Genomic DNA, 12,409 nt, shown 5'->3' on the forward strand with positions numbered 1-12,409 from the left:
CGTACCCACTGTTGATCGGCGCGTAGCCGGTCAAGTCATACCCGACGATCCGGAAGGGGATGACGGCAGATGCGCTCTCGACGTGGCCGTCTCGTTCTCGTCGCCGCGTGCGGCGCCATCGCGCTCTCCACCGCCGCCTGCTCACTCCCCGCCGGCCTGCGCAGCGCCGACACGGCGAGGGTCGCCGACACCGCCTCGCTACCCGTGGAGGAGATCCCGGAGGACCAGCTGGCGCCGCCCGCCACCAGCCTCACCCAACCGGCCGGCGACCCCTCCGCGGTGCCCGCGCCCGCCGCGACGGCGGCCGGCCAGGACGACAACAGCACGTGGCCGACCAAGTCAGGCCCGCTGTCCGCCCTCGACCGCGACCTGATCAAGAAGGTACGGCTCGCCACGCTGTGGGAGATGACGATCGCCCAGGAGGCCATCCAGCGAGGCAACAGCGCCAAGGTGCGGACGATCAGCAAGGAGATCGCCGCACAGCACCACGAACTGGACAAGGGAGCCCGCGACCTGGCCGAGAAGTTCGGCATACGGCTGCCGGTCAAGCCCACCGAGGCGCAGGCGGGCTGGATGGCCGACATCACCGGCAGGACCGGCAGGGACTACGACGCCACCTTCGTCAAGTGGTTGCGGCTGGCGCACGGCCAGATCTTCCCCGTGATCGGCTCGGTGCGTGGCACCACCCAGAACACGCTGGTGCGCAAGTACGCGGAGGAGTGCAACGCGGCGGTGCTGAACCACCAGCGGCTGCTGGAGAGCACCGGCCTGGCCGGCCCCGACGCCTTCCCGACTCCACCCCCGGTCTGACCGGGGGCCGCTAAGGGGAGAGCTAAGGGACATACCGGATAGATCATCGCCGCCGGGGGCGTCAAGCTGGCGATCATGAACGATCACGCGGTCCTCCTCGATGGAGTGACCAGGACCTATGGTCGCGGCGCCACGGAGGTGACCGCTCTCCGCCAGGTGAGCGTCGCCTTCACCAGCGCCACGTTCACCGCCGTCATGGGCCCGTCCGGGTCGGGCAAGAGCACGCTGCTGCAGTGCGGGTCGGGGCTCGACCGGCCGGAGTCCGGCGCCGTGCGCGTCGCGGGCCAGGACATCACCAGGCTGCCGGAGAAGGCGCTGGCGGTGCTCCGCCGCGACCGGATCGGCATCATCTTCCAGGCGTTCAACCTGGTGCCGTCCCTGACCGCCTGGCAGAACGTGGTCCTGCCCACCCGGCTGGCCAGGCGGCGGCCCGACGCGGACAGGGTGCGCGAGCTGCTCGCCAGGGTCGGCCTGGAAGGGCGGGAAGGGCACCGTCCCGCCCAGCTCTCGGGCGGGCAGCAGCAGCGGGTGGCGATCGCCCGCGCGCTGCTCGGCAGGCCGGCGGTGCTCTTCGCCGACGAGCCGACGGGCGCGCTCGACCGCGCCACCGGGCACGAGGTGCTGGCGCTGTTGCGGGAGGCGGTCGACCGGTTCGGTCAGACGGTGGTGATGGTGACGCACGATCCCGAGGCGGCGACCTGGGCCGACGCGGTGCTGTTCCTCAGGGACGGGCAGATCGTCGACACCCTCGCCCGGCCCTCCGCCGAGCAGATCAGCGCGCGACTCGGCGGCCGGCGATGATCGCGGTGCTCGCCTGGAACGCCGGGCTCGCCTGGAACAACGTCAGGACCAGCCCGTCGGGGTTCATCGCCGCATTCACGGCCGTGACGCTGGCCGTGGTGCTGGTGGGCGGCGGCGGGCTGCTGGTGATCAGCGCGGACACCGAGGAGCTGAACGGCCTCATGGGGCTGGTCGTGCTGTCGGCCCTGGTGTCCGGGTTCGTCTCGGTGTTCGTGGTGGCGGGGATGCTCAGCCTGCATGTCCTGCGGCAGCGCAGGACCTGGGGCCTGCTGCGGTCGGTCGGCATGACGCCGGCCCAGGTGCGCCGCCTGATCATGACCGAGGCCCTGGTGGTGGCGCTGCTCGCCGGGGCCGCCGGCTGCGCGCTGATCGTGCCGTACGCCGGCGCCGTCGCCGAGGTCATGCGGGTCACCGGGCTGGCTCCCACGGGGATCACCCTGGTGCTCGGCGCGGGGCCGTTCATCCTGGCGGTGATCGTCGGGCTGGTGGTCACCCTGCTGGCCGCCCGGGTCGCCGCCCGCAAGGCGGCGGGCGCCGGGCCGCTGGAGGTGCTGCGCGAGAGCGCGGCGCAGGGACGCCTGATGCCCTGGCCGCGCGCCGCCGCCGGCGCGCTGACCCTGGCCGGGGGAGTCGTGCTGCTCGTACTCGTTCCGCAGGTGAAGGCGGACGCCGCCGTGCCCACCACGCTCGGGGCGGCGATGGCGCTGTCCGTGGCCGGCTCGGCGCTGGGGCCGGTCCTGCTGCGCGGCCTCGGCCTGCTCCTGGGCGCCCCCGCCGCCCGGCTCGATCCCGGTCCCGGCGGCCTGGCCATGGCCTCGGTGGTGGCGCAGCCTCGCGGCGCGATGTCGGCGGCCTCCCCGGTGATGCTGACCATGGCACTGGCGTGCACGTTCCTGTTCGCGGTCACGACGCTGGACGAGGCCGAGGGCGTCACCCGGACCGGCGCGTCGGCCTGGGCGGCCCCGGTCCTGGTGGGTGCGGCGGTGGCGTACACGGTGATCTCGGTGCTGAACGCGACGGCCATGTCGATGGCCGAGCGGGCGGGGGAGATGCGGCTGCTGCGGTCGACCGGGATGACGCCGGGACAGCTCGCGCGGGCGGTGTGCTGGGAGTCGCTGATCGTCACCTGCGCGGGCGCGCTGCTGGGTACGGGCATCGCGGCCGCCGCGCTGACGGCGCTGAGCCGGGCGGTCGGCGGTGACGGCGGCTTCGCCTACTCGCTGCCGCAGTACCTGGGGCTGCTCGGGGTGTGCGCGGCCGGCGGCCTGATCGGCGGGCTCGCCGCCACCCGCAAGGCCAGGACGGGCCCGCTCGTCGCCTGATCCGGACGCGTTCTCATCAGACCTTCATCTCGCGCAGAGATCACTTTCAGGTGGCCCGGTGACCATGGACGGCGCAGGCCGAGACAGGGAGACGAGTCACCATGATCTCAGTGAAGATGGACGCGGCACTCATGCGGCGGGCGCTGGCCGCGCTGACGGCGATCGGCATCTTCGGCGCCGCGTTCGAGCTCTTCGCCGAACGGCACTGGCGCAGTCCGCAGCAGCTCGTCCCGTGGGTCGCCGTCACGCTCCTCGCCGTCGCCGTGCTCCTGCTGCTGCTCAAGGAGTCGCCGGGGGTGACCCGCACGATCAGGGTGATCGCGGGCCTGGTGCTGCTCGCCTCCGCCTTCGGTGTGTACGCGCATGTGGCCGCCAACTTCACCATGGGCTCGTTCGACCAGAGTCTCGACGAGACCTGGGCCGGCCTGTCGGTCGTCACGCAGTACTGGTACGCGCTCACCAAGTCGGTCGGCAGCGCGCCGCCGCTGGCGCCGGGCATGCTCGCCCAGGCGGCCCTGCTGGTGCTGCTGGCCACCTTCGCCGGTACCGGAGCGGCGGCGGCGTCACGGCATCGCCGCGTCCTGGCCGACGCCGAGTGACCGCGCCTCCTGTTCCGTCTCCGGTGGGAACAGGTCATGCCAGCCGAGCTCGACCGATCGGCGGCATCGGTCGGGCCGGTCTCCTGAGCTGACGAACAGCGCGGTCAGCATGGGGACGCCGTGGTCGAGCGTCCGGCGGGGCAGCGGGCCGTTGGCGACCAGGGAGACCAGTCCGTGGGCGATGGCCCAGCTCTGGATCGCCAGCTCCAGCGGGACGGTGCCGGCGCGGAAGCGGTCGGTTTCCTTGGCGCGCCGGACGGCTTGGACCAGGTACTCCAGGGTCGCGTCCGCCGCCTTGAGGTCTTCGAGGTCGAAACCGGCGTCGAACATGACCCGGTACAGATCCGGGTGGTCCAGGGCGTTCCGGAGGTAGGCCGCGACCAGGGTGGTCAGGTCGCGCACCGGGTCCGTGGACATCGTCATCGTCGTGAACCGGGCACCCAGGCGGGTGAAGCCCTCCTGCCGCAGGGCCTTCCACATGCCGTCCATGCCGCCGAAGTAGGTGTAGACGGCCATCGTCGAGACGCCGGTCCCGGCCACCAGCGAGCGCAGGGTGATGGGCTCGCGGGTGCGCAGCATGTGCGCGGCCCGCTCGAGGAGCAGGGTGCGCACCGCTGGATCCTTCGTCCTCGCCATGGGTTCATAATACATAGCATTGCACTGCTATAGTTTCGAGGAACTCGTCACAAGGAGGCAGCATGGCCATCACCCTGGTGAACCCCGACGGATTGCCGAAGCCCGAGATCTACCGACAGGTGTCGATCGCCACCGGATCGAGGCTGGTGTTCGTCGCCGGCCAGGTCGCCCGCGACGCCGACGGTGGCCGGATCGGCGAAGGCGACCTCGCCGCCCAGGCCGAGCAGTGCTTCCTCAACGTCGGCACCGCCCTGGCCGAGGCCGGCGGCTCCTTCGACGACGTGGCGAAACTGACCGTCTACGTCGTCGACTGGACCCTCGACAAGATGCCCCTGTTCCTGGAAGGCGGCGGGCGGGCCTTCGCGAAGCTGGGGGTCGCGCCGGTCCCGCCCGCCACGCTGGTGGGCGTCGCCGCGCTGGCCGAGCCCGACCTCCTGCTGGAGATCGAGGCCACCGCGGTCCTCGACTGACCGTTCGGCGCACTCGTGCCGTAACCCGGGCGTGGGTGCGCGGGACTAGAAGTAGCGCGAGGTCAGGTCGGTCGTCGGCCAGGAGGACACGCCGCCCGTCGCCGTGCCCAGGATCCCGTCGATCGCGCCGAACGAGGGCGCGTCGCCCTCCTGCCTGCGGTTGAACAGCGCGCAGTAGCTGACCCCGTGCTGAATCCTGGCCAGGAAACCGAAGGTGCCCGGCATCGAGCCGTTGTGCCAGGTGTTGAGGCCGCCGGCGTTGTTCGCGCGCACCTGCCAGCCGAGCCCGTACCAGGACCCGCCGGACCCGACGCCGATCTCCGGCTTGGCGAACACCCGGCCGATCGAGGCGGCGTTCAGCACCGGCCCGGCCTTGTCGAAGGCGAAGCCCCACTTGACCAGGTCCACGGCCGAGCCCAGCCAGCCGCCGTTGGCGTCCTGGTTGGCCATGTTGAAGCCGCCGTACGGGTAGGGGACCGTCGCGCCGTCGTCGCCGAGCACGCTCTTGCGGGTGTACTGGGACTCGTAGCCGACCTCGGCGGCGAACGCCTGCGCGGCCGTGGAACGGCCGAGCAGCATCCGGGTGATGCCGGCGGGCGCCAGGATCCGCTGCCTGACGTACGACTCGTAGCTCATGCCGGAGACCTTGGCGATGATCCGGCCGAGGAGCATGTAGCCGTAGTTGCTGTAGGCGTAGTGGGAGCCGGGCGTGAAGTCGAGCTTCCTGGCGGTGGCGTACCGCATGATCTGCTCGTGCCCGATCGGCAGCGGCGCGTCGAGCGCGGCTGAGATGGTGTGGTCGGCCCAGAGCTGGTCGAGGGAGGCGTCGCGGTCCCAGCCGCCGGTGTGCTGCATGAGCCGCCACAGCGTCACGTTCGCCAGCCGGGGGTCGGCGGTGGCGGACAGGCCCAGGAGCTCGGTCACGGGGGTGCCGAGGGTCAGTTGACCGTCCTGGGCCAGCCTGGCGATCGCGGCGGCGGTGATGCTCTTGCTGAGGCTGGCGATCCGGAACAGCGAGGTCGGCTGCACGAGCCTGCGGTAGCGGGCGTAGGTGTAGCTGCCGTAGCCGCGGGCCAGGAGGATCTTGCCGTTCTTGGCGACGGCGAGCTGCGCGCAGCTGATGTCGCGCTCGGCGATGAACTTCTTCATCGCCGTGTCGAACCCGGCCAGCTGCTGGGGCACCACGCCGGTCGTCGGGAGCGCGGCCGTCCCGGCCGTCCCGGCCGACGCGGGCCCGGAGCCGAGGGCGAGAGCGGGGACGGCGAGTGCGCCCGACTGGATCAGGCGGCGCCTGCTGAGCATGGTCACAAAGGGAATTTCTAACGGAAATCGGCCATCCATGTACCGACTTTTCGGACATTCCTCCTGTCCGGCTGTCGGCCAACGCTCCGGCTGGTGGCGCCCTGCCGCCGATCAGGAAATATCCGTCTTTGTCACCGCCATGCTCTAGCGTCTCGGGAAGTCGATCACCCCTGGATCATCTGGAGAGCGGGACATGACCTACCTTGAACTGTCCGAGGACGGCGACGGAGCGCACAAGTTCTACGAGGTGATCGTGTCCGGTGCGCAGGTCACGATCACCTACGGGCGCATCGGGGAGAGCGGCCAGACCAAGGTCACCTCCTTCCCCGACCCGGCGAAGGCGCAGGCCGTGGCCGCCAAGAAGATCGGCGAGAAGGTCCGCAAGGGCTACGCGCCCGCCGTGCGCGGCGTCCGGCAGCGCAGGGCGGTCACCCGCAGAGCCATCGCCAGCAGCCGCTCCACCGCCCAGCAGGCGCCCGTCCTGTGGCGCTTCGACAGCGGCGCCTCCGCCTTCGGGATCTTCGTGGACGAGGAGCGCTGCTGGGTCGGCAACCAGCGCGGCGACGTCTACACCGTCACCCACTCCGGCACCGTCACGAACCGCTACCGCCTGCCCGACGGCGTCAAGTGCATCGTCGCCGACGACTTCTGGATCTACGCCGGCTGCGACGACGGCAAGGTGTACGACCTCAGCGGCAAGGTCCCGCGGGCCGCGTACGACATCGCCGCCGACGTGGACATCTACTGGCTCGACATCCACGACGGCATCCTCGGCGTCTCCGACCGCGCCGGGCGGATCACCACGATCGACTACGAGGACGAGTTCCAGTGGGCGCGCACCGGCCGGGGCGACTCCGCCTGGATGGTCAGGTGCGACGAGGACGCCGTCTACCACGGCCACTCCCGGGGCGTCGCCCGCTACGCCGCCGACGACGGCGCGCCCGTCTGGGAGACCGCGCTCGCCGACCAGGTGCTGTTCGGCTGGCAGGAGGAGCACTCCGTCTACGCCGGCACCGCCCGCGGCTCCGTACACCGCCTGGCCAAGGGCGACGGCCGGGTGGAGGCCGTCTACCGCTGCGACGGCGCCGTCTACTCGTGCGCCACCTCGCCGGGCGGCCGTTACGTCTTCGCGGGCGACAACCACTCCTCGGTCTACTGCTTCGACGCCTCCGGCGAACGGCTGTGGAAGCTCGGCACCGGCTGCGGCTCGGCCTTCTCGATGCAGTTCCTCGACGACCGGCTCTACATCGTCACCACCGACGGCTCCCTGGCCTGCATCGACGCGAGCGAGGCCGCGATCACGGCCGCCCGCGCGGGCACCGTACCGCAGCGCGTGGATGTGAAGGCGGCGGCGTCGCTCGCCACGGTCGAGCCGTCCGTCGTGCTGGAGACCACCACCGACGCGGAGAACGGCGTGGTCGTGGAGTGCCTGCGCGAGGGCGAGCGGCTGCGGGTCCGCGTGGTCACTCCCGGCCACGAGCCGTGGAACGTGCAGTTCCCCAAGGAGATCCGCGAGCCGGGCGCCCGCTACCTCGTCGACGGCGTCCGCTCGGCGGGACGCGGCGGCTTCTACCGCGTCTACGGGGAGATCCGACGCTTGCTCTGACCCGGACGTGCTGTCGGCGGCGTGAGCGCTCCGGCCCTCGTTATGCGACCTGGCTCTCCTCAAGGCCGAGGAGATCGTCGCCGATCACGAAGACGAGATGCGCCCATCGGATGGGTGCCGGTTCGGCCGGCTCATCAAGCTGATGGCGGCTGGGTGAGGCCGGTACGGGGCGCAGGCCCGCCTCGTGCGCGTCGTACGAGGTCGTCGGCCGCTTCCGGCCAGTGGGCGTGGTCGAAGGCGAAGCCCGCTTCGAGCAGGCGGCCGGGGACGACCCGGCGGCTCTTCAGCAGCAGCTCGGTGTCCGAGCGCAGCGCGAACGCCCCGAACTCGGCCATCCACCTCGTCGCGGGCAGGCCCACCGGGACACCCCACGCGGCGCGCAGCACCCGCATGAACGTGCGCTGGGGCAGCGGAGCGGGGGCGGCGAGGTTCACCGGCCCGGCGAGGTCGTCGCGTTCGGTCAGGAACTCGACGGCGCGGACGAAGTCGCGGTCGTGGATCCAGGACACGTACTGTGCGCCGCCCCCGATCGGGCCGCCCAGGCCGAGCCGCGTCATCCGCAGCAGGGTGTCGAAGACGCCGCCGCGACCGGGGCTCATCACCATGGCGGTGCGCAGGCTGACCTTGCGCGTGTCCGGGGTGTCGGCGCGCTCCTGGGCCCCCTCCCAGGCCTTCGCGATCTCGACGCTGTAGGCCCAGTAGCCCGGTACGCCGGGTTCGGCGCCGCCGAGGACGCCGGTCGCCTCGTCGTTGGGCGCGTCGAAGCGGTGGGAGTAAACGGTGGCGGTGCTCATCTGCAACCAGACTTTGGGCGGCCGTGCCGCCGCTGCGATCGCCTCGCCCACGACCCGGGTGGAGCGGACCCGCGAGTCCATCATGGCGCGCAGGTTGGCCGCGGTGTAGCGGCAGTTGACGCTGCGCCCGGCCAGGTTGACCACGACGTCGCTGCCGTCGATCTCCGCCGCCCATGGCCCCGGGCTCTCGCCGTCCCAGCGGACCTCGCGGTCGCGCACCGGCCGTCTGGTCAGGACCACGACGTCATGGCCCGCCGCGGTCAGCGCGCGATTCAGGATCGTGCCTACCTGCCCGGTCCCGCCGGGTATCACAATCTTCATCTGGTCCCCCAGGCGTCAGGGACGACCCTAGCGCAGGGAGTTGAACGCGTTCAAAGCCGGGGCGGCGATCAGCCGAGGACGACCCCTCGGCCTCCGAAACGGTCCACGGCCTCGCTGCCTGGGTAGCCCTGCCGGCCTCCGATGATCGTCACCTGGCCTCTGCGGCCCTCACGACTGTCGCCGCCAGCTCGTGATCAGCCCGCTGACCGTCGGCTTCCGGCTCGACCGTGCCCAGGACGGGGTATGCCGTCGTCGAACGTTCTTCCGATCATGCGTGTCGTGCTTGTCCTGCCGGTGAGCCATGTCAGGCTCGGGGGGACGGCCTGCCATCGCACAGTGACCATGGAGCACGCCATGCTCACCACTCAGTTCCTGCCCGGCTCACCGTGCTGGATCGAGCTCGACAGTCCGAACCTGGAGGCCGCGAAGCGATTCTACGGCGGCCTGTTCGGCTGGGAGTTCGAGGAGCAGGTGCCCGAATACGCCTTCTGCCAGGTCGGCGGCCGGAATGTCGCCGGGTTCGGCGCGCTCATGGGGGAGGAGGTCACCTCGGCCTGGATCCCCTACTTCCAGGTGCGGGACTGCGAGGCCACCACCCGGACCGTCGAGCAGGCGGGCGGCACCGTCGTCATGCCACCGGTGGAGCTGGCGCCCCACGGGGAGATGGCACAGTTCAGGGACCCGGCGGGCGCCCGGTTCGCGATCTGGCGGCCCGCCGGGACCCCCGGCGTGGACCTGGTCAACGAGCCCGGCTCGCTGGCCTGGATCGAGCTGCACGTGCCCGGTGCCACGACCGTCCAGGGCTTCTACGAGACGGTCCTCGGCTGGCGGTTCGAGGAGACGCCGCGGGGGGACACGACCTGCCCGCTGATCACCCCGGCCGGCAGCGACCGCGACGCCGACGCGGCCCTGGGAGCCCTGGTCCCGCTCCAGCCCGGTGAACCGCCGCACTGGCTGGCCTGCTTCGCGGTGCGTGACTGCGACGCGGCCGTGACCCGCTGCCGCGAGCTCGGCGGCACGGTCCACGCCCCGGCGGAGGACGTGAAGGGCGTCGGCCGGACGGCGTTGCTCGCCGACCCGCACGAAGCCCGCTTCGCCGTCCTCTCCACCCGGACGGGACCGGCCTGACACGTGCCCGCGCGGCGGCTACGCCCAGGCGCGGGGGAAGGCGTCGCCGTCCAATCGGTCGCCCGCGGCGAGGCCGAGCGGGTCGGTCACGATGTGCTCGGTCCCGCTGTAGGCCGTCGCCTCGTCCATGTAGATGTTGACGTGCGCGAGCCGGGCCTGGTCGGTGCGGTTGGGCAGCGCCATGTGGCCGGTGTAGCCGCTGTGGAAGGTGCAGTCGCCGGCGCGCAGCGGCAGGGTGACGCGGGGGATCCAGCGCAGGGACGGGTCCGCCTCGAACAGGTCCTCCTCGTGGTGGAGATCCTGCGGGCGCAGGCCGGTGCGATGCTGGGTGCCCGGCAGGAAGGTCATGCAGCCCCGCTCCGGCGGAACGTCGACCAGGGCGATCCACGCCGACAGCGGGAGCCGGTCGCCGCTGTGCGGCCAGTACGGACGGTCCTGGTGAAACTCGGTGGCGGCGTTGTTGTGCGGCTCCTTGACCAGCATCTGGTCGTGCCAGAGCCGCAGCGGGAACCCGGCGAGCTGTTCGGCGATCCGGCCGAGCCGCCGGTCGAGCGTGAGCTCCCGCAGCGTCCGGTCACGCTGCCAGACGTTGACGAGCTGGCTGAAGACGCCCTGCCTCTCCAGGCTCTCCGCGCGGTGCGCTTCCAGGAACGCCTCGGCGCCGGCCCGGAAGCGCTCGACCTGCTCCGGTCCGAGTACGCCGCGCACTCGGACGAAACCGTGTTCGCGATACGCCTCCACCAGCGCGTCCGGCACCCTGCCGTCGGCGCCGACGTCGCTGCCGTGCTGCTCGGTCGTGGTCGTGGTCATCACTGGCCTCCAGGGTTCCTGCCGTCGGGATGCTCCCAGCGTCGTCGTGGTGGGCCGTCGTGGGCTAGGCCGATCCCGGCGAGTAGTCGTACGATCCCGACATGCCTGCCACGCTGCACGAGCACGCGCTGTTCGCCGGGGGCCCGGTCCTGGGCGGTGTTCACCACCTGGACGCCGGCATCGAGCCGCACGCGCACGACTTCCTCGAGATCGCGGTGATCGGCGCCGGTCGCGGCCGGCATGTGACCAGCCAGGGCGAGCACGAGCTGCGGCGTGGTGAGGTCATCGTGCTCCGGCCGGGCGCCTGGCACGGGTTCCGCGACTGCGCCGGCCTGACCGTCGCCAACTGCTGCCTGTCCACCCAGGCGCTGCGGACCGAGCTGGCGGCGCTGTCCGACATCGCGATGCTGCGCCGGGTGCTGTGGACCGATCCGGTGGCGTCCGGCACGCACGGTGTGGCGGTCACGGCCGTCGATCCGGCCGCCGCCGAGGAGGCCATTGCGGAGATCGGCCTGCTCGAACGGGACCTGGCAGCCGATCAGGCCCGGCCGGGCCGGGTGCTGGGCCGGCTGGTCACCGTGCTCGGCATCCTGGTCGACGGCCGTGATCCCGATCCGGAGACGTCCGGGCCCGCCGTCCATCCCGCTGTGGCCGCCACCATCGCCCGGCTGGAGGCGGCGCCTGAGGATCCGTGGCGCCTGGATGATCTGGCTCGGGCGGTCAGTCTGGATCCCGCCTACCTGGGCCGGCTGTTCGGGCAGTACGTCGGGGTGACTCCGCTGGCCTTCCTGGCCCGGCTGCGAGCCGAGCGCGCCGCCACGCTGCTGGCGCACTCGACCCTGCCGGTCGCGCGGGTCGGCGCCGCCGTCGGCTGGGACGACCCGACGTACTTCGCCCGCCGCTTCCGGACGCTGGTCGGGCTGACGCCTACCGAGTACCGGCGACGTAGCGCCCTGGCCGGAGCGGCTGTTAAAAATCACCCTCAAAGTGTTACAACTGCGCCACCTGAACGTTCGGGTGGTGGTCCCGGAGCCGCTGGAGCAGCTCGTGCGGCGCGTTCGAGTCGACCACGATGACGTCGAAGTCGGCCAGCGGCGCGACCCGGTGCAGGGCCACGCGGGCCAGCTTGGAGCCGTCCACGGCCAGGATGCGCCGCCCGCCCGAGCGCAGCATCGCCCGCTTGACCAGGACGATCTCCTGTTCCTGGTGGAAGGCGTACTGGTCGGAGACCGCCGAGGTGGAGACCACGACCACGTCGGTGCTCACCGCGTCGACCGCCTCGACGCAGCCCAGGCCGAGAAAGGAGTCATGGGTGGCGTGATATTCACCGCCGAGCGCGATGAGCCGGATGCTGGGATTGCCGGCGAGCAGCCTGATCGCCTCCAGGAAGTTCGTCACGACGGTCAGCGGCGCCGCCTCGGCCAGGTGACCGGCGACGGCCAGGGCCGTGGTCGAGTCGTCGAGCATGACGGAGCTGCCCGGCTCGATCAGGCCGGCCACCAGCCGCGCGATGGCGTCCTTCTCGGCGGTGTGGGCCGTGAGCCGGTAGGCGATGTTGCTCTCCCAGACGTTGGAGGCCTGGGCCGTGACGCCGCCGCGTACCTTGCGCACCATCCCCTGGCGCTCCAGCTCGTCGAGGTCGCGGTGGACGGTCATCACACTCACGGCGAAGCTCTCGGCGAGCTCGGTCACCGAGGCCGAGCCCTGTCGCACGATGTGCTCGGCCATCTCCTGTCGCCGCGCGGACCTACCGGAGATGTGCTGCCGTGCGTTCACCTGAGCTCCCACCTTCTTCCGGACGGTCGCGAAT

13 protein-coding genes are annotated in these 12,409 nt (G+C 71.6%); 8 read left to right on the plus strand and 5 right to left on the minus strand.

Going from position 1 to position 12,409, the window contains the following annotated elements; genetic code table 11:
- Positions 1-69 precede the first annotated feature (69 nt).
- The 4 genes from ACTMTF_RS02815 to ACTMTF_RS02830 all read left to right on the plus strand — a co-directional run bounded on the left by ACTMTF_RS02815 (position 70) and on the right by ACTMTF_RS02830 (position 3,532).
- Positions 70-810: a DUF4142 domain-containing protein gene (locus ACTMTF_RS02815; protein ID WP_441109062.1), complete on the plus strand. Its 741-nt coding sequence runs from the start codon at positions 70-72 to the stop codon at positions 808-810.
- 75 nt (positions 811-885) lie between these two features.
- A complete protein-coding gene (locus ACTMTF_RS02820; protein ID WP_441109063.1) occupies positions 886-1,611 on the plus strand; it encodes an ABC transporter ATP-binding protein in 726 nt (241 codons plus the stop codon).
- Positions 1,608-2,933, plus strand: a complete 1,326-nt coding sequence (locus ACTMTF_RS02825) for an FtsX-like permease family protein (protein WP_441109064.1) — start codon at positions 1,608-1,610, stop codon at positions 2,931-2,933. Before ACTMTF_RS02820 ends, ACTMTF_RS02825 begins: the two co-directional genes overlap by 4 nt.
- Before the next feature lie 101 nt (positions 2,934-3,034).
- On the plus strand, positions 3,035-3,532 hold the full coding sequence (locus tag ACTMTF_RS02830) for a hypothetical protein (RefSeq protein WP_441109065.1): 498 nt from the start codon (positions 3,035-3,037) through the stop codon (positions 3,530-3,532).
- Here the strand turns inward: ACTMTF_RS02830 and ACTMTF_RS02835 are convergent.
- Positions 3,497-4,168, minus strand: coding sequence for a TetR/AcrR family transcriptional regulator (locus ACTMTF_RS02835; RefSeq protein WP_441109066.1), 672 nt, complete (start codon positions 4,166-4,168; stop codon positions 3,497-3,499). The genes ACTMTF_RS02830 and ACTMTF_RS02835 overlap by 36 nt on opposite strands.
- A gap of 62 nt (positions 4,169-4,230) precedes the next feature.
- Between ACTMTF_RS02835 and ACTMTF_RS02840 the strand changes: the two genes are divergently transcribed.
- Positions 4,231-4,638: a RidA family protein gene (locus tag ACTMTF_RS02840; RefSeq protein WP_441109067.1), complete on the plus strand. Its 408-nt coding sequence runs from the start codon at positions 4,231-4,233 to the stop codon at positions 4,636-4,638.
- 45 nt (positions 4,639-4,683) lie between these two features.
- On the opposite strand, the gene ACTMTF_RS02845 is transcribed toward ACTMTF_RS02840, so the two are convergent.
- Positions 4,684-5,940 (minus strand): serine hydrolase domain-containing protein, encoded by a 1,257-nt coding sequence (locus ACTMTF_RS02845; protein ID WP_441109068.1) that lies wholly within the window; start codon positions 5,938-5,940, stop codon positions 4,684-4,686.
- 193 nt (positions 5,941-6,133) lie between these two features.
- On the opposite strand from ACTMTF_RS02845, the gene ACTMTF_RS02850 reads away from it, so the two are divergent.
- Entirely contained in the window at positions 6,134-7,546 is a 1,413-nt protein-coding gene (locus tag ACTMTF_RS02850) for a WGR domain-containing protein (protein ID WP_441109069.1), read from the plus strand.
- Between the two features lie 134 nt (positions 7,547-7,680).
- Here the strand turns inward: ACTMTF_RS02850 and ACTMTF_RS02855 are convergent, their stop codons facing one another.
- Positions 7,681-8,661 carry a TIGR01777 family oxidoreductase gene (locus ACTMTF_RS02855; protein ID WP_441109070.1) on the minus strand — a complete coding sequence of 327 codons (981 nt, stop codon included), beginning with the start codon at positions 8,659-8,661 and terminating at the stop codon, positions 7,681-7,683.
- Positions 8,662-9,015: 354 nt separating this feature from the next.
- Here ACTMTF_RS02855 and ACTMTF_RS02860 point away from each other — a divergent pair, with 354 nt between their 5' ends.
- The gene (locus ACTMTF_RS02860; RefSeq protein ID WP_441109071.1) at positions 9,016-9,789 is read left to right on the plus strand and encodes a VOC family protein; all 774 of its coding nucleotides are present in this window, start codon (positions 9,016-9,018) and stop codon (positions 9,787-9,789) included.
- An 18-nt stretch (positions 9,790-9,807) separates the two neighbouring features.
- Here the strand turns inward: ACTMTF_RS02860 and ACTMTF_RS02865 are convergent, their stop codons facing one another.
- A complete protein-coding gene (locus ACTMTF_RS02865) occupies positions 9,808-10,599 on the minus strand; it encodes a phytanoyl-CoA dioxygenase family protein (RefSeq protein ID WP_441109072.1) in 792 nt (263 codons plus the stop codon).
- Between the two features lie 101 nt (positions 10,600-10,700).
- On the opposite strand from ACTMTF_RS02865, the gene ACTMTF_RS02870 reads away from it, so the two are divergent.
- Entirely contained in the window at positions 10,701-11,675 is a 975-nt protein-coding gene (locus ACTMTF_RS02870; RefSeq protein ID WP_441109073.1) for an AraC family transcriptional regulator, read from the plus strand.
- On the opposite strand, the gene ACTMTF_RS02875 is transcribed toward ACTMTF_RS02870, so the two are convergent.
- Positions 11,590-12,375, minus strand: coding sequence for a DeoR/GlpR family DNA-binding transcription regulator (locus ACTMTF_RS02875; protein ID WP_397000554.1), 786 nt, complete (start codon positions 12,373-12,375; stop codon positions 11,590-11,592). The two genes, ACTMTF_RS02870 and ACTMTF_RS02875, sit on opposite strands and share 86 nt — an antisense overlap.
- Positions 12,376-12,409 lie beyond the last annotated feature (34 nt).

The organism is Nonomuraea sp. ZG12, assembly GCF_052068115.1.
Classification (GTDB): domain Bacteria; phylum Actinomycetota; class Actinomycetes; order Streptosporangiales; family Streptosporangiaceae; genus Nonomuraea.

Coding starts and splice junctions, on each gene's coding strand:
- ACTMTF_RS02815 (WP_441109062.1), top strand. CDS start 70: ATGCGCTCTCGACGTGGCCGTCTCGTTCTCGTCGCCGCGTGCGGCGCC.
- ACTMTF_RS02820 (WP_441109063.1), top strand. CDS start 886: ATGAACGATCACGCGGTCCTCCTCGATGGAGTGACCAGGACCTATGGT.
- ACTMTF_RS02825 (WP_441109064.1), top strand. CDS start 1,608: ATGATCGCGGTGCTCGCCTGGAACGCCGGGCTCGCCTGGAACAACGTC.
- ACTMTF_RS02830 (WP_441109065.1), top strand. CDS start 3,035: ATGATCTCAGTGAAGATGGACGCGGCACTCATGCGGCGGGCGCTGGCC.
- ACTMTF_RS02835 (WP_441109066.1), bottom strand. CDS start 4,168: ATGGCGAGGACGAAGGATCCAGCGGTGCGCACCCTGCTCCTCGAGCGG.
- ACTMTF_RS02840 (WP_441109067.1), top strand. CDS start 4,231: ATGGCCATCACCCTGGTGAACCCCGACGGATTGCCGAAGCCCGAGATC.
- ACTMTF_RS02845 (WP_441109068.1), bottom strand. CDS start 5,940: ATGCTCAGCAGGCGCCGCCTGATCCAGTCGGGCGCACTCGCCGTCCCC.
- ACTMTF_RS02850 (WP_441109069.1), top strand. CDS start 6,134: ATGACCTACCTTGAACTGTCCGAGGACGGCGACGGAGCGCACAAGTTC.
- ACTMTF_RS02855 (WP_441109070.1), bottom strand. CDS start 8,661: ATGAAGATTGTGATACCCGGCGGGACCGGGCAGGTAGGCACGATCCTG.
- ACTMTF_RS02860 (WP_441109071.1), top strand. CDS start 9,016: ATGCTCACCACTCAGTTCCTGCCCGGCTCACCGTGCTGGATCGAGCTC.
- ACTMTF_RS02865 (WP_441109072.1), bottom strand. CDS start 10,599: ATGACCACGACCACGACCGAGCAGCACGGCAGCGACGTCGGCGCCGAC.
- ACTMTF_RS02870 (WP_441109073.1), top strand. CDS start 10,701: ATGCCTGCCACGCTGCACGAGCACGCGCTGTTCGCCGGGGGCCCGGTC.